The 17,929-nt window shown below is 72.1% G+C and carries 14 protein-coding genes; 7 read left to right on the top strand and 7 right to left on the bottom strand.

Annotated elements, in window-relative coordinates:
* The first annotated feature begins 2 nt into the window (after positions 1 to 2).
* Together meaB and ACQUQD_RS38440 are read left to right on the top strand one after the other, a co-directional pair.
* Positions 3 to 983 carry a methylmalonyl Co-A mutase-associated GTPase MeaB gene (gene meaB, locus ACQUQD_RS38445; RefSeq protein WP_428956855.1) on the top strand — a complete coding sequence of 327 codons (981 nt, stop codon included), beginning with the start codon at positions 3 to 5 and terminating at the stop codon, positions 981 to 983.
* Positions 984 to 1,092: 109 nt separating this feature from the next.
* Entirely contained in the window at positions 1,093 to 2,433 is a 1,341-nt protein-coding gene (locus tag ACQUQD_RS38440) for a DEAD/DEAH box helicase (protein ID WP_428956854.1), read from the top strand.
* Between the two features lie 22 nt (positions 2,434 to 2,455).
* On the opposite strand, the gene ACQUQD_RS38435 is transcribed toward ACQUQD_RS38440, so the two are convergent.
* From ACQUQD_RS38435 to ACQUQD_RS38410, 6 genes are all read right to left on the bottom strand, one after another.
* Positions 2,456 to 4,762 carry an FdhF/YdeP family oxidoreductase gene (locus tag ACQUQD_RS38435; protein WP_428956853.1) on the bottom strand — a complete coding sequence of 769 codons (2,307 nt, stop codon included), beginning with the start codon at positions 4,760 to 4,762 and terminating at the stop codon, positions 2,456 to 2,458.
* 108 nt (positions 4,763 to 4,870) lie between these two features.
* Positions 4,871 to 5,662, bottom strand: a complete 792-nt coding sequence (locus ACQUQD_RS38430) for a sulfite exporter TauE/SafE family protein (RefSeq protein WP_428956852.1) — start codon at positions 5,660 to 5,662, stop codon at positions 4,871 to 4,873.
* A gap of 1 nt (position 5,663) precedes the next feature.
* The gene (locus ACQUQD_RS38425; RefSeq protein WP_428956851.1) at positions 5,664 to 6,449 is read right to left on the bottom strand and encodes a GntR family transcriptional regulator; all 786 of its coding nucleotides are present in this window, start codon (positions 6,447 to 6,449) and stop codon (positions 5,664 to 5,666) included.
* 138 nt (positions 6,450 to 6,587) lie between these two features.
* Positions 6,588 to 7,586, bottom strand: coding sequence for an alpha/beta hydrolase (locus ACQUQD_RS38420; protein ID WP_428956850.1), 999 nt, complete (start codon positions 7,584 to 7,586; stop codon positions 6,588 to 6,590).
* A 20-nt stretch (positions 7,587 to 7,606) separates the two neighbouring features.
* Positions 7,607 to 9,223: a phosphodiester glycosidase family protein gene (locus ACQUQD_RS38415; RefSeq protein WP_428956849.1), complete on the bottom strand. Its 1,617-nt coding sequence runs from the start codon at positions 9,221 to 9,223 to the stop codon at positions 7,607 to 7,609.
* 186 nt (positions 9,224 to 9,409) lie between these two features.
* Complete coding sequence (locus ACQUQD_RS38410) at positions 9,410 to 10,438, bottom strand: LacI family DNA-binding transcriptional regulator (protein ID WP_428956848.1); 1,029 nt, start codon at positions 10,436 to 10,438, stop codon at positions 9,410 to 9,412.
* Between the two features lie 139 nt (positions 10,439 to 10,577).
* On the opposite strand from ACQUQD_RS38410, the gene ACQUQD_RS38405 reads away from it, so the two are divergent.
* From ACQUQD_RS38405 to ACQUQD_RS38390, 4 genes are all read left to right on the top strand, one after another.
* Positions 10,578 to 11,879 carry an ABC transporter substrate-binding protein gene (locus ACQUQD_RS38405; protein ID WP_428956847.1) on the top strand — a complete coding sequence of 434 codons (1,302 nt, stop codon included), beginning with the start codon at positions 10,578 to 10,580 and terminating at the stop codon, positions 11,877 to 11,879.
* Positions 11,876 to 12,805, top strand: a complete 930-nt coding sequence (locus ACQUQD_RS38400) for a carbohydrate ABC transporter permease (protein ID WP_428956846.1) — start codon at positions 11,876 to 11,878, stop codon at positions 12,803 to 12,805. The genes ACQUQD_RS38405 and ACQUQD_RS38400 overlap by 4 nt, the downstream gene beginning before the upstream one ends.
* Positions 12,805 to 13,647 (top strand): carbohydrate ABC transporter permease, encoded by an 843-nt coding sequence (locus ACQUQD_RS38395; RefSeq protein WP_428956845.1) that lies wholly within the window; start codon positions 12,805 to 12,807, stop codon positions 13,645 to 13,647. The genes ACQUQD_RS38400 and ACQUQD_RS38395 overlap by 1 nt, the downstream gene beginning before the upstream one ends.
* A gap of 104 nt (positions 13,648 to 13,751) precedes the next feature.
* Positions 13,752 to 16,037, top strand: coding sequence for a beta-glucosidase (locus tag ACQUQD_RS38390; protein ID WP_428957758.1), 2,286 nt, complete (start codon positions 13,752 to 13,754; stop codon positions 16,035 to 16,037).
* 104 nt (positions 16,038 to 16,141) lie between these two features.
* On the opposite strand, the gene ACQUQD_RS38385 is transcribed toward ACQUQD_RS38390, so the two are convergent.
* The gene (locus ACQUQD_RS38385; protein WP_428956844.1) at positions 16,142 to 16,732 is read right to left on the bottom strand and encodes an isochorismatase family protein; all 591 of its coding nucleotides are present in this window, start codon (positions 16,730 to 16,732) and stop codon (positions 16,142 to 16,144) included.
* A 196-nt stretch (positions 16,733 to 16,928) separates the two neighbouring features.
* Between ACQUQD_RS38385 and ACQUQD_RS38380 the strand changes: the two genes are divergently transcribed.
* Positions 16,929 to 17,921, top strand: a complete 993-nt coding sequence (locus tag ACQUQD_RS38380) for a GlxA family transcriptional regulator (protein ID WP_428956843.1) — start codon at positions 16,929 to 16,931, stop codon at positions 17,919 to 17,921.
* Positions 17,922 to 17,929 lie beyond the last annotated feature (8 nt).

The raw sequence follows: 17,929 nt of genomic DNA, 5'->3' as shown, positions 1-17,929 counted from the left end.
CCATGGCCATCGATCTCGACACGTATGTCAAGGGTGTCCTCGACGGGAAGCGCGCGGTCGTCGCCCGCGCGATCACGCTCGTCGAGTCCACCCGGCCCCAGCACCGGGCGCTGGCGCAGGAGTTGCTCACCGAGCTGCTGCCGCACAGCGGGCGGGCCCGGCGGATCGGTGTCAGCGGGGTGCCGGGGGTGGGCAAGTCGACGTTCATCGACGCCTTCGGCACGATGCTGACGGGCCTGGGCCACCGCGTGGCCGTGCTGGCCGTCGACCCGTCGTCCAGCCGGACCGGCGGGTCGATCCTCGGCGACAAGACCCGGATGGAGCGGCTCGCCGTCGATCCCGCGGCCTTCGTACGCCCCTCCCCCACGGCCGGCACGCTCGGCGGCGTCGCGAAGGCGACCCGTGAGTCGATCGTCGTCATGGAGGCCGCCGGATACGACGTGGTGCTCGTCGAGACCGTCGGCGTCGGCCAGTCCGAGACCGCTGTCGCGAACATGGTCGACTCCTTCCTGCTGCTGACGCTGGCGCGCACGGGCGACCAGTTGCAGGGCATCAAGAAGGGCGTCCTGGAGCTGGCCGACGTGGTCAGCGTCAACAAGGCGGACGGCCCGCACGCGCGCGACGCCCAGACGGCCGCGCGGGAACTCGCGGGCGCGCTGCGTCTGATGCACGGCAAGGACGCCTTCTGGACGCCGCCGGTGCTCAGTTGCAGCGCACGCGAGTCGACCGGTCTGGACACGGTCTGGGAGCGGCTCGAACAGCACCGCGCCCTGCTCGACTCCTCCGGGCGGCTCGCCGGGCGCCGTCGTGACCAGCAGGTCGACTGGACCTGGGCCATGGTCCGCGACGAACTGCTCGGCCGGCTCAGCGCCGACCCGCAGGTCCGCTCCCTGGCCCCGGAGCTGGAGCGGCAGGTCCGCGACGGTGAGCTGACCGCCACCCTGGCCGCCGAGCGCATCCTGGACGCCTTCAGGAGCCGGTGAGCCCCGCGGTCGGTTCGTGTTAATCTCAGCCGTTTGGGCGGTCCCAGTTCATCGGTCAGTCACCCCTGCCGGGCCTTCCTCGGTACGTTCCCCTCACGGAAGGCTTCTCATGAACCACCCGGCCACCTCCTTCTCCGACCTGGACCTGCCCGCCGAGGTGCTGCGCACCCTCACCGAGCTCGGCATGCGCGAACCGTTCCCGATCCAGGCGGCCACGCTGCCCGACTCCCTCGCCGGACGCGACGTCCTGGGGCGCGGGCGGACCGGATCGGGCAAGACGCTCGCCTTCGGCCTGCCGCTGCTCGCCCGGACGGCCGGACGGCGGGCGGAGCCGAAGCAGCCCCTCGCCCTCGTCCTCGTCCCCACCCGGGAACTGGCCCAGCAGGTGACCGAGGCGCTCGCGCCGTACGCGGAAGCGCTCCGGCTGCGGATGGCCACGGTCGTCGGCGGTATGTCGATCGGCCGGCAGATCGCCGCGCTGCGCGACGGGGCCGAGGTCGTCGTCGCCACCCCCGGCCGACTGCACGACCTCGTCGAACGCAAGGCCTGCCGCCTCGGGCGCGTGCGGATCACCGTCCTCGACGAGGCCGACCAGATGTGCGACATGGGATTTCTGCCGCAGGTCACCGAGGTCCTCGACCAGGTGCACCCCGACGGTCAGCGGATGCTGTTCTCCGCCACCCTGGACCGCGATGTCGACCAGTTGGTGACCCGCTACCTCCACTCGCCCGTCGTGCACACGGCCGACCCGGCGACGAGCTCGGTCACAACGATGGACCACCACGTCCTGGTCGTCCACGGACCCGACCGGTACGCGGTCATCACCGAGATCGCCGCCCGTGACGGCCGCGTCCTGCTGTTCCTGGACACCAAGCACGGCGTCGACCAGCTCACCCGGCATCTGCGGGCCAGCGGCGTGCACGCCGCGGCCCTGCACAGCGGCAAGTCCCAGCCGCAGCGCACACGGACGCTCGCGCAGTTCAAGAACGGCCAGGTCACCGCGCTGGTGGCGACCAATGTCGCGGCCCGCGGTCTGCACATCGACGACCTCGACCTCGTGGTGAACGCCGACCCGCCCACCGACTCCAAGGACTATCTGCACCGCGCGGGCCGCACCGCGCGGGCCGGGGAGTCCGGCCGGGTCGTCACGCTGGTGCTGTCGGGCCAGCGCCGCGAGGTGAGCCGGCTCATGGCCGAGGCGCGCATCGACCCGAAGGTCACCAAGGTGCGCTCGGGCGAGGCGGAGCTGACCCGGATCACCGGGGCGAGGCCCCCGTCGGGCAAGCCCCTCGACGGCGGCCCCGCCGCGGCCCGGCCGAAGAACACCAACACGCCGTTCCGCGGCCTGGGCACCACCAAGGACACCTCCCGCGGCAGGTCCCGCAAGTCGGACGAGGCCCGCAAGCTCGCCGAGGCGCGCAAGGCGGCTCAGGTGCGGCGCGGCCGCTGAGGTCGCCGGGCGGGCTCGAGGCTCACGCGGCGCGCGTGATCGTGACCTTGAGGTGCTTCATGAGCGGCTGGTCGCTCTGCGTGCTGTAGTCGCCGATGGCGCACAGCACGTTCATCTCCGGCATGTACCCGGCGGCGCAGCCGCGCGGCATGTCGTAGGGGACGGCGAGGTAGCCGTGGAGACGACGCCGGCTGCCGTCCTTGGCGATGCTCGTGATGTCGACGGGGTCGAACTCCGCGACGCCTCTTTCGCGCATGTCGTCCTTGTTCATGAAGACGAGCGTGCGCAGGTTCTTGATGCCGCGGTAGCGGTCGTTGTCGGAGTAGATCGTGGTGTTCCACTGGTCGTGGGAGCGCATCGTGCCCAGCGCCAGGGTGCCGGGTTCGGGCACCACGTCGGGCAGGGCGGCGGCGGAGAACTCGGCGCGGCCGGACGGGGTGAGGAAGACCAGTTCGCGGGCGGGCTGCTTGATCCGGAAGCCGAGCGGCAGCCGGACCCGGCGGTTGCAGTCCTCGAAGCCGTCGAGGACCTGGGCCATGGTGTCGCGGATGCGGTCGTAGTCCTCGACGTACCACTCCCAGGGGGTGTCGCTGCCGGGCAGTGCGGCGCGCGCCATGCCCGCGATGATCGCGGGCTCGGACAGCAGGTGCTTCGACGCGGGTCGCTTCATGCCCACGGAGAGGTGGACCATGCTCATCGAGTCCTCGACGGACGTGCTCTGCAGGCCGCCGCGCTGCTGGTCCTTCTCGGTGCGGCCCAGGCAGGGCAGGATCAGCGCCGTGCGCCCGTGGACGAGATGGCTGCGGTTCAGCTTGGTGCTCACCTGGACGGTGAGGTCGCAGGTGCGCAGTGCCTCGTACGTGTACGGGGTGTCGGGCGCGGCCAGCGCGAAGTTGCCGCCCATGCCGACGAACACCTTGACGTCGCCGCGCCGCATCGCCTCGATGGTGCCGACGGTGTCCAGGCCGTGCTCGCGGGGCGGGTCGATAGTGCAGACCGCGGCGAGCCGGTCCAGGAACGGCCCGGCGGGGCGGTGGTCGATGCCGCAGGTGCGGTTGCCCTGGACGTTGCTGTGGCCGCGGACGGGCGACGGTCCTGCTCCCTCGCGGCCCAGATTGCCGCGCAGCAGAAGCACGTTGACGATCTCCCGCACGGTGTCGACGCCGTGCTCGTGCTGGCTGACGCCGAGGCACCAGCTGATGATGCTGCGGTCGGCGTCGCGGTAGACGCGCGCCGCTTCGAGGACGGCGTCGCGGCCGAGGCCCGACTGCTGCTCGATCTCCTCCCAGGACGTGGCCTCGCACCGGGCGCGGTACGCGTCGAAGCCCGTGGTGTGGCGGTCGATGAACTCCTGGTCGACGGCCTTGGGGTCGGTCCGGGACTGCTCCAGGATCGCCTTGGCCATGCCGCGCAGGAGTGCCATGTCGCCGCCGATGCGCGGCTGGAGGTTCAGCGTGCTGGTGCGGGTGGCCTTGAACAGCGCCATGTCCGTGAAGTCGTGCGGGACGATGGTGCGCGTCGCGGCCGCCTCGACCAGCGGGTTGATGTGCACGATGTGCGCGCCCCGGTCATGGGCCGCGGCCAGCGCGGTCAGCATCCGGGGCGCGTTGGAGGCGGCGTTGACCCCCATGATGAACAGGGCATCGGTGGTCTCCCAGTCCTTGAGGTCGACGGTGCCCTTGCCGGTCCCCAAGGACGCCGTCAGGGCACGGCCGCTCGCCTCGTGGCACATGTTGGAGCAGTCGGGCAGATTGTTGGTGCCCAGTTCGCGGGCCATCAACTGGTAGAGGAACGTGGCCTCGTTGCCCAGGCGGCCCGAGGTGTAGAAGGACGCCTGGTCCGGGTGGTCGAGCTCCCGCAGGGTGCGCCCGACCAGTTCGAACGCGTCGTGCCAACCGATCGGTACGTAGTGGTCGGACTCGGGGTCGTAGACCATGGGCTCGGTCAGGCGGCCCTGGTCCTCCAGCGCGAAGTCGCTCCACTCGGACAGCTCGGTCACCGTATGGGCGGCGAAGAACTCGCGGCCGACCCGTTTGGGGGTCATCTCCCAGGTGACGTGCTTGATGCCGTTCTCGCAGATGTCCAGGTGCAGGCCCTTGGTGTCGTCGGGCCACGCGCATCCCGGGCAGTCGAAGCCGCCGTTCTCGTGGTTCATCTTCAGGATCGCCCGCGGCCCGTCCACCAGCGCGCGTTCCTTCACCAGGAACTGCCCCACGCTCTTGGCCGCGCCCCATCCCGCGGCCGGGTGGTGGTAGGGGTGGGATTCCGGTGCGCCCTGTGGTGCGGGCCCGACCCGGGGTTCTTCCTGCGCGTCTCGCGGGGCGTTCACGACTGTCACCTTTCGCCGTCCGGGCGCGGGCCGGTGCACGGCACTCACCGTTTCAGGCTAGGACGGGTGATCAGGTGCCGCCATGTGACGGCCGGGCGGTGCGTCCCGTCAGGAATGCAGGGCCAGGAACGGTGCCAGTGCCAGCAGGAACGCGACCAGCGCGAACTTCAGACGCCGTGCCGGCAGCGCCCGGGCGATCCGCCAGCCGATCAGCACTCCGGCCAGTTCGGGGATGCCGACCACCGCCGCCGGTACCCACTGCACATCACCGTGGGCCGCGTAGGCCACGGCGCCCACGCTCGCGATGACGATGGACTGCGCCTGTGCGGCGGCCAGTGCCACGAGGACCGGCAGCCCCGCCACGACGAGGAGGGGCACGCTCAGCATGGGGCCGCCGAGACCGAACAGGCCCGCCGCGAACGCGACGACGACGCCGATCACGACCGTACGGGCCACGGGGACACCGGGGTCCGGCGCGTCCGGCAGGAGCAGCCCGGCGGACGGTGCGGCGGGGCTGCGCCCCTCGCGCACCCACACCAGGATCCCGGTGACCGCGACCGCACAGGCCAGCAGGATCCCGAACCCGCGGCCCGCGACGAGGGTGTTGCACAGCACCCCGAGCGGCGCGCCGACCACGGCGACACCGGCGAGGACGGCCGCGCAGCGCCGCGCGCCCACCGCCCGCAGCTGCCCCGAGCGCACGTACGCGGCCGTGCCCAGCAGCCCCGTGGCGACGTGGGTGACGATCGCGGTGCCGGCCACCCCGGACGGGGTCAGATCGGAGAACAGGAACAGGCCGATGGTCGGCAGCACTCCGCCGGGCCCCAGCGCGGTGATGCCGATCCCGCCGAGCAGTCCGGCCACCGCCAGCAGCACGACGTGCGTCGCGTCCAGGGTCATCTCACTCGCCCGGCCTCTGCGACCGGGCCCTCGGCAGCACGGTGCGCAGGGCGAAACGGTCGGTGCGCACCCGCAGCGACTCGACGTCGACCGGCCGGCCGTCCGCGAGCCGGGTCAGCCGGTCGATGGTGAACAGCGCGGCGCCGTCCGCCACCTCCAGCAGCCGTGCGGTGTCCGGTTCGGCGGTGACGGCGTGCACGGTGACCTCGGCGCTGCCGAGCCGGGTGCCGCTGGTCTCCTCGATGAGCGCGAACAGGTCGCGGTCCGTCAGACGGCGGTCGAGCAGCGGGCGTCCGATGTCGGGGGCGAGCCATGTCGAGTCGAGCGAGAGCGGCGTGCCGTCGAGGCGTCTGAGCCGCTCGATGTACACGGCGTCGCAGCGGTCGGCGAGTCCCAGTCGTTCGGTGATCGCCGGCGGGGCGTGCGGGACGAGGCGGGCCTCGCGCACCTCGTTGGTGACCGTGCCGTACGGGGTCAGTTCCTCGGCGAGGCCGACCAGCCGGTCCAGGCCGTGACCGCACTTGCGCGCCGTGACGTGGGTGCCGATGCCTCGGCGCCGGGTGACGAGTCCTTCGTCGCGCAGCAGGTTCAGCGCCTCGCGGACCACGTTCCGGGTGGCTCCGAGGGACCGCCCGAGGATCCGCTCGTCCGGCAGCGCGCCGTCCGCGTAGTCGCCGTCGACGATCCGTTGCCGCAGCACGTCGGCGGCACGGCGTGCCCGGGCCGCGCGTCCGGCGCTGTCGTCGTACGTCCCGGAACCCGTCCCTGCACCGTCTCCGCCCGCCATGTCCCGCCTCTCTCCGAGACGGCAGACCGTACGCGCACTCGTGTTTCGCCGGAGTTACGCCACCCGTTCCGACCTGCGCGAACGTCTGACCAGGGGCTCAGCGCCCGGCGCGCACGGCAACGCCGCCCCCGCCCATGCTCAGTGGTCCACCCCGAGTCCCCGGAGCAGCATCGGCAGCGAGGAGTGCAGCTCGCGCTGCCAGTAGGCCCAGCCATGGGTTCCCGGGCCGTAGAAGTGGGTGGTCAGGCGGCGGGCGCCGAGGCGGTCGAGTTCGCCGGCCAGAGCCTGGTTCTGCCGGTTGAAGTCCGCTTCGAGCGCGCTGGTGGTGCCGGGCGGGTCGAGCGGGCCCGTGGTGCCGTCGCCGCACGAGAGGTAGACGGGGATCCGGGTGAGGCCCTTGGCCAGGTGGTACGGGTCGTGGGCCGCCCAGATGTCGCGCTGGGCGACGGGGTCGCCCCAGACCTTGCGCGGGTCGTCGCCCTGGCCGGCGAAGAAGCCCATGATCCGGTCGACGGACTCGTCGTTCAGGAGCGGGTGCACGGATCCGGAGTACGCCGCTGCCGCCTTGAACATGCCCGGGTGCCGGGCGGCGTACATGAGGGCGCCCTGGCCGCCCATGGACAGGCCCGCCACGACGCGGCGGGCGCCCGCTCCCCAGTCGCGTTCGAGGAGCCCGCGCAGCTCCTGGGTGTGGAAGGTCTCCCAGGCCGGGTCGCCGCCCTGTCCGTCGTTCCACCAGTCGCTGTACCAGCCGTTCCAGCCGGCCTCCGGCATGACCACGAGGACGTCGCGCAGGCTGTCGACGCGGGCGACGTCGGTGAGGTTCGTCCAGGAGGTGTAGTCGCCGCAGCAGCCGTGCAGCAGCCACAGGGTGGGCCAGTGGTGACGGCGGTCCTTCGGGTTCCAGCCGTCGGGGGTGAGCAGGCGGACGTTCACCGTGCGGCCGCCGAGCGCGGATGAGCGTACGGACAGGTCCACCTGCCGGTCGGCGACCCGGGTGACCGCGACGACCTCGGCGCCGCGGGAGGCCGTGGCCGGGTTCGCGGCCATTGCCGTCGAGTTCGGTACGAGGGTGAGCAGCAGGGCGGACAGAACGAGCAGCAGGGGTCTGGTCCAGCGGATCGAGGCGGCGGTCATGGCGGCTCCCGTCGGTCGGGTCAGGTGCGGTCGGGGAGGATCAACAGGGCGTCCCCGACCGGGCGTTCACCGGTGGCGTCGGACGGATCGCCCAGCACTTCGCCGTCGGCGACCATGGTGGTGGAGCCGCCGCCGTCGAGGTTGATCGCGTCGCGCAGGCCCAGTGCCTTCGCGACCGCGGCGCTCTCCGGGATGCTCAGTCCGAGCGCGCCGGTGCTGCGCCCGTCGGCGGTGACGAGCACGGTCCGTCCGGCGGCGTCCACGCCGGCCAGCGTGCGCGGATTCCGCTTGTGCGCCCAGCCGTAGAAGAAGCTCGGGTTGCCGGGCTGGACCATCCCGTCGGCGGCCGGGGTGACGTGCAGCCGGCCGTCGCGGACCAGTTCGGGGCCGCCGTTGACGATGCTCGTCCCGCGGGGCGTCGGGACGGGACGCCCCGCGGTGTCCCTCAACCCGCCCTGGAATGCGAGCTTCCGGCCCGTCTTCGCGACGGCGGCCAGGGCCGCGACGTTCCGGCCGGTGGCCTGGACGGAGCTGCCGCCGTCCGGCAGCGCACCGCCCCGCGGGGAGCGCACCTCGGTCACCCGGCCGTGCCGGTCGAGCACCGCCTCCAGCCCGTCGCCCTCGGGGGTCCGATGTCCGAACTCCGGGGTGAAAGCGACGAGTTCGTCGGGGTCGGTGCAGGTCGTGTCGTGCAGGGACGCCGAGGTGGGGGTGTCGTCGGCTGTGCCGCCGCAGTTCCTGATCAGGCCCGGCACCCGGTCGATGCCGTCCAGGGGCAGGACCTCGCCCCCACCGACGATCCGGCCCCGCCAGGTGAACCGCTCGACCCGGGTCCCGCGGGCGGAGTCCCGGACGACCAGGCCCGGCCGCCCGTTCACCGTCTCGCTCAGCAGCCGGCCGTCGTAGACGCCGACGCCGGCCGGGTCCCCGGGAGCGCCGGCGCGCGGGTCGAGGACGAAGAAGCCGGCGTTGACGGCCGCGGTCGCGCCGGCCGCCGCGGCCAGCTCGCTGGTCGTCTCGCGGTTCTCCAGATCCGGGCCGTACGAGGCCCGCAGTGCGCCGCGGAACCGGTGCGGGTCGACGGTGAGCACGTCGATCCGCCAGGGTCCGCGGTCCGTGGGGTTCCCGTCCCATCCGGTGTACGCGGCCGCGCCGGTGTACCCGGCCGTGCGCAGCCGGGTGCGTTCGGCCGTCGCCGCCGCCTCGGAGTCGAACCGGCCGACCCGGACCCGCCACCCGAGCGATCCCCCGGCGTGGTCCGCCACGGCCGGGGTGACGACGTCCTCGGCGCGGGCGTCGAAGCCGTCCGCGCGCAGGTCCGCGGCGAGTTCGTCGGCGCTGGCCCGGTCCTTCAGCGCTGTCGGGGGCGCGTCGGGGTCCGGGGAGCCGGCACCGCCGGGGATGGAGACCTCGACCGTCCACGGCAGGGGCGAGGCGTCCGCGCCGCGCACGATCCGGGTGAGGGTGACACCGGGCTGGAGCGTCCGGGTGGTGCGGGTCTCGGACAGGTCGGGGGCGCCGAGCGGCAGGCCGCGGTGCGCCCCGGGCCGCGGCGCCGAGGACGCCGGCGCCGGCAGGGACCCGAGCACGGCGAGGACGGACAGCACCGCGCCCGCGCCGAACAGTCTGCTGTTCACGAACCCCCCACGGGACGCCACTGCGCAAGCCGGACGGGCGTCCGGTGCAGGACGGCCCTCGCAACGGTGCGTGTGGTCGAGACCACCAGTCAAGGCATGTACACGTAATTCATCCGGCCGTTCCGGACCGCTGGGCCGGCCGTCGCCCGCCCGACCTCTCACCGCTCCCCCGGGCGCCGGACCTTCCTATGCCGCGGGCGCCGCCGTGCTCTTGCGCACGACCAGGCTCGTCGCCAACTCCAGCCGTGTCGTGACCGGTTCGCCCCTCCGCAGGCGCATCAGCATCTGGACCGCCTCCTCGGCCATCTGCCGCAGCGGCTGGTGGACGGTCGTGAGGGCGGGGCTCGACCACTGGGCCAGGGGCACGTCGTCGTAGCCGACCACGGACAGGTCCTCCGGGACCCGCAGCCCGCGCAGGCGAGCCGCCTCCAGCACGCCGAGGGCCTGCAGATCGCTGCCCGCGAAGATCGCGGTCGGCGGTTCGGGCAGGTCGAGCAGCTCCACCGCGCGCTCGCGGCCGCCCTCGACGTGGAAGTCCCCGTACCGCACGAGCTCGGGGTCGGCCGGGAGTCCGGCCATGCTCAGCGCCGAGCGGTAGCCGTCGAGGCGGGCCAGCGAGCACAGCATGTCGCCGGGGCCCGTGATGATGCCGATGCGCCGGTGGCCGAGTTCGAGCAGGTGCCGGGTGGCGACCAGGCCGCCGTTCCAGTTGGCCGAGCCGACGGAGGGCACGTCCGGCTCGGGGTCTCCGGCCGGGTCGATGATGACGAACGGGATGGAGCGCGACCGCAGCCGCTGCTTGACCTCGGCGGGCAGCGCCGAGAAGACCAGGACCACGCCGCGCGGCCTGCGCTGCAGCACGCCCTCGATCCACTCGGGCCCCGGCGCCTGACGGGTGCCGCTCTCGGTGAGCACCACGCTGGCCTGCTGGGCCTTGGCGACCTTCTCGACGCCCCGGATGAGCTCCAGCGCCCAGACGCTCTCCAGCTCGTGGAAGACCAGCTCGATGAGCGGGGCCTCCCGCGCGGCCCGGGTCGTGCGCCGGTAGGCGTGCTCCTCCAGGAGGTTCTCCACCCGGGTCCGTGTCGGGCCCGCGACGTCCTGGCGCCCGTTGAGCACTTTCGAAACTGTCGAAAGGGAGACCCCCGCCTCCTGGGCCACCTGCGCCAGGGTGATGCGGCCCAACTCCTCGTCATCTCGCATGGTGAGGAGCATAAGCCACCGCCAAGTCCCCCCGCCTCGTAACGCTTTGGTAACCCGACGCCCCGGGGTTGACCCCTCTCTGGGCGACACCTACCGTCCCGACGTGTGAACTTTCGGTAGCTGGACCGAAAGAGTTTCGAGAGGCGGGACCATGACCCTACGCGCACGGTTGCCGAGAACTGTCGCCGCCGGCGGTGCGGCGCTGACCCTGCTGTTCGCCCTGGCCGGATGCGGTGGCTCCGACGCGGCCGGCGACGACGGGAAGATCCACGTCCTGGTGTACGGGGACTCGGCGAACAAGGTGGAGAAGCAGCTGATCGCCGACTTCAACAAGAAGTCGAAGGTGAAGGCGGTCCTGGACACCATCCCGGGCGCCGACTACCAGGCCAAGTTGCAGACGATCATCAGCAGCAAGCAGGCCCCGGACGTCTTCTACAACTGGGGCGGCGGCAGCATCAAGCCCTTCGTGGACGCGGGACTGCTCCTCCCCCTCGACGACTTCATCGCCGAGGACCCGAAGCTCAAGTCGAACTTCCTGCCGTCCGTGTTCAACAGCGCCACGGTCGACGGCAAGCCGTACGGCATCCCCATGCGCGGCACCCAGCCGGTGCTCCTGTTCCACAACAAGAAGGTGCTCGACAAGGCGGGCGTCGAGCCGCCCACGACGTGGGACGGACTGCTCGCCGCGGTCAAGGCGCTCAAGGCCGAGGGCGTCACCCCGATCGCGCTCGGCGGCGGCGACCGCTGGCCGACCCTCATGTGGTTCGAGTACCTCTACGACCGCATCGCCGGTCCCGACCTGTTCCAGAAAGCCCTCGACGGCGACAAGGACGCCTGGGCGAGCGCCGACAGCAAGAAGGCGCTCGGCATGATCAGGGAACTGGTCGACGCCGGGGCGTTCGGCTCCAACTTCGACTCCGTGAAGTTCACCGACCAGGGCTCGCCCACGCTGCTCGCCACCGGCAAGGCCGGCTTCGAGCTGATGGGGTCCTGGGAGTACTCGACCCAGCAGGACGCCCACCCCGCGTTCGCGAAGAAGGACTTCGGTTACACCGCCTTCCCGTCCGTCGAGGGCGGCAAGGGCGACGCGGCCGACCTGGTCGGCAACACCAACAACTTCTACTCCGTCCTCAAGAAGACGAAGCACCCCGATGCCGTCGCCGAGTTCCTGAAAATGCAGTACTCGGACGAGTTCGTGAAGGCGCATCTCGGCATCGGCAACCTGCCCACCACGACGAACACGGCCGACCATCTCGACGAGGCCGTGAGCCCCGACTACGCGAAGTTCCAGTACGACCTCGTGAAGAAGGCCCCGTCGTTCCAGCTGTCGTGGGACCAGGCCTACCCGCAGTCCGCGGCGACGTCGATGTACCAGGCGATCCAGCAGTTCTTCAACGGATCGCTGGACGCGGACGGCTTCGTCAAGGCGATGCAGGCCCTGCCCACCTCATGACCGACGAGCCCCTGCGCGCCCGCGCGACCCCGGCCCGCGGCGACGGCGGCGGTGCCGGGGTGGGCCGCCCCGGTGTCGGCTGGGCGGTCCCCGCCGCGGTGTTCTTCGCTCTCTTCGCCCTCGTTCCGCTGGTCCTGGTCGCCGTTCTGTCGTTCGCGAGCTGGAACGGCCTGACCGACCCGGAGTTCGTCGGCCTCGACAACTGGCAACGGCTCCTCGACGACCCGGTCATGCTCAAGAGCCTGTGGCTGAGCGTCCTGCTGACCGTGCTCGGCGTCGCCGTACAGACGCCGCTCAGTCTGCTCCTCGGTGTCTGGGCGGCCGGGCACCAGCGCAACCGGGCCGTCCTGTCGGCGATCTACTTCGTCCCGCTGCTGCTGTCCGCCGCCGCCGTGTCCGTCCTGTGGCGCGCCGTCCTCGACCCGAACTTCGGGGTGCCGGCGCAGGCCGCGTGGCTGTTCGGCGACGGCAATCTCTTCGGGCACCAGGCCACCGCGATCGGCGTCCTCGTGTTCGTGAGCACCTGGCAGTTCACACCGCTGCACACGCTCATCTACCAGGGCGCCGCCCGCGCCGTGCCGCCGGTCCTCTACCAGGCGGCGCAGATCGACGGCGCGGGCACGGTGCGCCAGTTCTTCCACATCACCCTGCCGCAACTGCGCAACAGCATCATCACCTCGACGATCCTGATGGTGGTCGGCGGCCTCACCACGTTCGACACGGTGCTGATCCTCACCCAGGGCGGGCCCGGCACGGACACCACCATCAGCGCGTACTACATGTACCAAAAGGCGTTCAAGAGCTTCGACTACGGAGCGGCCTCCGCGGTCGGGCTGCTCCTGGTCCTCGTCGCCACGGTCGTCTCGCTCGTCATGGTGCGCCTGTCCGGCTACGACAAGATGCGCAGCCAGATGGAGGGACTGTGATGAGCGCCAGGACCGGTGCAAGGCGCCGCGAGCGCCCCAACTACCTCGCCGGATTCGGCTCGTTGATCTGGCTGTTCCTGGTCGGCCTGCCGCTGTACGTGATGCTGGTGGCCACGTTCCAGTCGCGCGCCGACTACGGCGGGAACGGACCGCTGTCGCTCCCCCGGCACTTCACGCTCGACAACTACGTCGACAACTTCAACAGCGGTTTCGGGCAGTACTTCGTCAACACCCTCGTCGTCACGGTCAGCGTGGTCGGCATCGTCCTGCTGCTCGTGCCCCCGCTCGCGTACGCCATCGTGCGCGGCCGCGGCCGGCTCACCGGCGGGGTGTTCCGGCTGTTCCTGCTGGGCCTCGCGATCCCCGCGCAGGCCGTCATCGTGCCGATGTTCTACGTGATCAGCGAGGCCGGCCTCTACGACCACCTCATAGGCGTCATCCTGCCGACGGCCGCCTTCGCGATGCCCGTGTGCACGCTCATCCTGACCGGGGCCATGCGGGACATCACGCCGGAGCTGTACGAGGCGATGACGATGGACGGCGCGTCACCGTGGCGGACCTTCTTCCGGCTGGTCCTGCCGCTGTCCCGCAGTGGTCTGTCCACCATCACGGTGTACTCCGCGCTGCAGGCGTGGAACGGCTTCCTGTTCCCGCTGGTGCTCACCCAGTCCGCGGACTCCAAGGTCATCACCATGGGGCTCTACGACTTCCAGACCGAACACGGCGTCGACATCCCCGGCCTGCTCTCCGCGGTCGTGCTGTCCATGCTGCCCATCCTGATCGTCTACCTGTTCGCCCGTCGTGCCCTGGTCCAGGGGCTGATGGGAGTCGGAGGAAAGTGACCGACCACATGAGCCGAACGGACCGGGACGCCGCGTCCCCCGCCCCGCTGTGGCGCGATCCGAGCGCCGCGCCCGCCGACCGGGCCGACGCGCTGCTCGCGGCGATGTCCCTCGAGGAGAAGATCGCCCAGCTCTTCGGGGTCTGGGTCGGCGCCTCGGCGGAGGGCGGCGACGTCGCCCCGTACCAGCACGACATGGAAGAGGCGGTCGACCTCGACGAGCTGCTCCCGCACGGGCTCGGCCAGTTGACCCGGCCCTTCGGGACCGCGCCCGTGGACCCGGCCGTCGGCGCCCTCTCGCTGGCGCGCACGCAGCGGCGGATCGCCGCGGCGAACCGGTTCGGGATCCCCGCCCTCGCGCATGAGGAGTGCCTCGCCGGGTTCGCCGCCTGGGGCGCCACGGCGTATCCGGTGCCGCTGTCCTGGGGCGCCACGTTCGACCCGGCGCTGGTCCGCGCGATGGCCACGGCGATCGGGCGCGACCTGCGCTCGGTAGGCATCCACCAGGGGCTCGCCCCGGTGCTCGACGTCGTACGCGATGCCCGCTGGGGCCGCGTCGAGGAGACGATCGGAGAGGACCCTTACCTCGTCGGCACCGTCGCCACCGCCTACGTCCAGGGCCTGGAGTCCGCCGGGATCGTCGCCACGCTCAAGCACTTCGCCGGGTACTCCGCGTCCAGGGCGGGACGCAATCTCGCCCCCGTCTCCATGGGGCCGCGCGAGTTCGCCGACGTGGTGCTGCCGCCGTTCGAGATGGCCGTGCGGGAGAGCGGCGTCCGGTCGGTGATGCACGCCTACACCGACACCGACGGCATCCCGTCCGCCGCCGACGAGCAGCTCCTGACCGGGCTGCTCCGCGACACCTGGGGGTTCGAGGGGACCGTCGTCGCCGACTACTTCGGGATCGCGTTCCTCCAGACCCTGCACGGGGTGGCCGGTTCCCTCGCGGAGGCCGCCGGCACCGCGCTCACCGCCGGGGTCGACGTGGAACTGCCGACGGTGAAGGCCTTCGGTGAACCGCTGCGCAAGGCGGTCGCCGACGGGCTCGTACCGGAGCACCTGGTGGATCGGGCGGCCCGCCGGGTCCTCGCCCAGAAAGCCGAGTCGGGCCTGCTGGACCCGGACTGGGACCCGACCCCCGCCAGGCTCACCGGCACCGACGCGGAACGCGTGCGGAGCTCCGTCGACCTCGACCCCGAGGGCAATCGCGACCTGGCCCGCCGCATCGCCGAGGAGTCCGCGGTGCTCCTGACCAACGACGGCACCCTCCCCCTGGCCCCGGCGCCGGGGGCCCGCGTCGCCGTGATCGGTCCGCTCGCCGAGGAGCCCACGGCCGTACTGGGGTGCTACTCGTTCCCGGTGCACGTCGGCAGCCGTACGCCGGACACGCCGCTCGGCATCGAACTGCCCACGCTGCACGAGGCGTTGGCGGCGGAGTTTCCCGGCAACGAGGTCGTCGTGGCGCGCGGCCTCGACGAGGTCGACGCGCCGCGCGGGGCCGGTTTCGCCGCGGCCGTCGAGCTGGCACGCGGCGCCGATGTGGTCGTCGCCGCGCTCGGCGACCGGGCCGGCCTGTTCGGGCGGGGCACCAGCGGCGAGGGGTGCGACGCCGCCTCCCTCGCTCTGCCCGGCGCTCAACAGGAACTGCTCGACGCACTCCTCGACACCGGCACTCCGGTCGTCGTGACGATGCTCGCCGGCCGCCCCTACGCCCTCGGGCGGGCGGCGGAGGAGGCGGCCGCCGTGGTGCAGACGTTCTTCCCCGGCGAGGAGGGCACCCGCGCGCTGGCCGGGATCCTCAGCGGTCGTGTGCTCCCGTCGGGGCGGCTGCCGATCGGCGTGCCCCGGCAGCCGGGTGCGCAGCCCGCGACCTATCTCGCGGCGCGCCTCGGCCAGGCCTCCGAGGTGTCGAACCTCGATCCGGGCCCGGCCTTCGGTTTCGGACACGGCCTGGCCTACACGACGTTCGAGTGGAGCGACCTGGACGTGCCCGGCCGGATCGCCGCCACCGACGGCGAGTTCGAGATCGCCTGCACGGTCCGCAACAGCGGATCGCGGCCCGGCACCGAGGTCGTACAGCTCTATCTGCACGATCCGGTCGCCTCGGTGGTGCAGCCCGTGCAGCGTCTCGTCGGCTACGTACGTCTCGACGAGCTGGCGCCGGGCGAAGCGGTCCGGGTCCGGGCCCGGGTTCCGGCCGATCTCGCCGCGTTCACCGGGCGTGCGGGCCGGCGCGTCGTCGAGCCCGGCGAGCTGGAGCTGCGGCTGAGCGCGTCGAGCACGCGTCCGCTGCTGACCGCGCGCGTCACCCTGACCGGCCCGGTGCGGGAGGTCGACCACGGCCGTCGCCTGCACGCGCACCTGACGACGGAGCCGGCGCCGGTCGCCTGACCGGTTCGGTGTGCCCGGCCGTCGGTCAGGACGGCCGGGCTCCGGCATGTCGACATACTTTCGGGAGTCCGGAACGGTCAGCGACTGCCGGCGCGTGACGGGTGTCAGACCAGGGACGCGCCGTGCGGGACGACGACGCCGTAGAGGTCGGCGATCGTGGCGAGCGCGCCACGGTGGATCTGGTCCGCGGGCAGCTCCGTGCCCAGGGACGACAGGGGCCGCGTGGCGCTGGCGTCGGCGACGACCGTGGGCCGGTTCCCGCGCAGGAACGCGCCCTGCGCGGTGAACAGCACGCACATGTGTGTCATGAACCCGACCACGATCACGTCCTTGTGCCCGGCGGCATCGACATGGTGACCGAGGTCGGTGTTCACGAAGGAGTCCGGGGCCTGCTTGACGACGACGGGCTCGCCCTCGACCGGGGCCACGCGCGGGTGGATCCGGCCGATGTCCTCGCGGATGTCGTACGGGGTGCCCGGGCCGCCGTCGTGCATGACGTGCACGACCGTCGCGCCCGCCGCCCTGGCCCGGGCGAGGAGTCCGGCGGCGGCGTCGAGCGCGGCCTGCCAGCCCTCCAGCTCCAGGACGCCACGGGTGTACGTGTTCTGGTAGTCGACCAGGATCAGGGTCGAGTCGGCGAGCGACGCGGGCGTCTCGTCGAAGCCGTTGAGCGCGCGCAGGGTCGTCGTAGCCATGGGAGTACCACCTCAGGATTCGTACGGGTTCTCGCAGGTCACCGCGTGGTGAGCCACGTCTGGAACGCTATGCGCGGCCCGCCGATGTCTGCAATGTCATCTAGCATGCAGATCCGGACATCGCCGATCGCCGTGCCCTGCCGGTCCGGCGACACCGCTCCGGACCTCACCGTTGCCGATCCACCCGGGGGACCCAGTGAGCACCGTCGAGCGCCTCGTCGTCATCGTTCTCTTCGAGGGCGTCGATCTGCTCGACGTCACCGGACCACCGGAGGTCTTCGCGCTCGCACGGCGCGAGACGGCCGACGCGACGGGTTACGACGTCGTCCTGGCCGCCGAGACGAGGGACCCGGTCACCACCTCGGCGGGGGTGCGCCTGCTGCCGGACGCCACGTTCGCGGAGGTCGCCGAGCGCTCCATCGACACCCTGCTGGTGCCCGGGTCCGTCGATGTCGACGACGAGCGCCGGGTGCGGGCCCTGACCGATCCCGTCGTGGTCGACCGGGTGCGCACCCTCGCCGGGCGGTCCCGGCGCATCACCTCCGTGTGCGTGGGCGCACATCTCCTCGCCGCGGCCGGTCTGCTCGACGGCAAGCGGGCCACTACGCACTGGTCGACGGCGCAGCAACTCGCCGCCGACCACCCGGAGATCGATGTGGACGCCGACCCCATCTTCATCCGCGAGGGCGACGTGTGGACCGGCGCGGGCATCAGCGCCTGCCTCGACCTGTCCCTCGCCCTCGTCGCCGACGACTTCGGCGAGGCCACGGCCCTGCGCATCGCCCGGCAGCTGGTGATGTACCTCAAGCGGCCGAGCGGGCAGAGCCAGTTCAGCGTGCCTCTCGAACCCGCCTCCACCACGCGGCGCACCGAGGATCTGCGCCTCTACGTCACGGCTCACCTCGGCGAGCACCTCACGGTCACGGACCTCGCCGCGCACGCCCACGTCAGCGAGCGGCAGCTCACCCGCATCTTCAAGACCGAGCTCGGCACCACCCCGGCCGGGTACATCGAGTCCGCCCGGGTCGAGCGGGCCCGCAACCAGCTGGAGTCCACCGACGCGACCCTCGAACGCATCGCGTCCACGTGCGGGTTCGGCACGACGGACACGCTCGTCAGGGCCTTTCGCCGCCAGCTGGACACGACACCCACGGAGTACCGGCGCCGCTTCCGCACCCTCCCCGGCTGAGCGCCGGC

The sequence above is a fragment of the Streptomyces sp. cg35 genome, from assembly GCF_050410835.1.
Classification (GTDB): Bacteria; Actinomycetota; Actinomycetes; order Streptomycetales; family Streptomycetaceae; genus Streptomyces.
Note: the sequence above shows the minus strand (reverse complement) of the source record. Positions and strands in the feature narration are given on the sequence as shown.

What these genes read in the sequence shown, in the direction of transcription:
- meaB (WP_428956855.1), top strand. Translation starts at nt 3, where the DNA reads ATGGCCATCGATCTCGACACGTATGTCAAGGGTGTCCTCGACGGGAAG.
- ACQUQD_RS38440 (WP_428956854.1), top strand. Translation starts at nt 1,093, where the DNA reads ATGAACCACCCGGCCACCTCCTTCTCCGACCTGGACCTGCCCGCCGAG.
- ACQUQD_RS38430 (WP_428956852.1), bottom strand. Translation starts at nt 5,662, where the DNA reads ATGACCCTGGACGCGACGCACGTCGTGCTGCTGGCGGTGGCCGGACTG.
- ACQUQD_RS38425 (WP_428956851.1), bottom strand. Translation starts at nt 6,449, where the DNA reads ATGGCGGGCGGAGACGGTGCAGGGACGGGTTCCGGGACGTACGACGAC.
- ACQUQD_RS38420 (WP_428956850.1), bottom strand. Translation starts at nt 7,586, where the DNA reads ATGACCGCCGCCTCGATCCGCTGGACCAGACCCCTGCTGCTCGTTCTG.
- ACQUQD_RS38410 (WP_428956848.1), bottom strand. Translation starts at nt 10,438, where the DNA reads ATGCTCCTCACCATGCGAGATGACGAGGAGTTGGGCCGCATCACCCTG.
- ACQUQD_RS38405 (WP_428956847.1), top strand. Translation starts at nt 10,578, where the DNA reads ATGACCCTACGCGCACGGTTGCCGAGAACTGTCGCCGCCGGCGGTGCG.
- ACQUQD_RS38400 (WP_428956846.1), top strand. Translation starts at nt 11,876, where the DNA reads ATGACCGACGAGCCCCTGCGCGCCCGCGCGACCCCGGCCCGCGGCGAC.
- ACQUQD_RS38395 (WP_428956845.1), top strand. Translation starts at nt 12,805, where the DNA reads ATGAGCGCCAGGACCGGTGCAAGGCGCCGCGAGCGCCCCAACTACCTC.
- ACQUQD_RS38390 (WP_428957758.1), top strand. Translation starts at nt 13,752, where the DNA reads ATGTCCCTCGAGGAGAAGATCGCCCAGCTCTTCGGGGTCTGGGTCGGC.
- ACQUQD_RS38385 (WP_428956844.1), bottom strand. Translation starts at nt 16,732, where the DNA reads ATGGCTACGACGACCCTGCGCGCGCTCAACGGCTTCGACGAGACGCCC.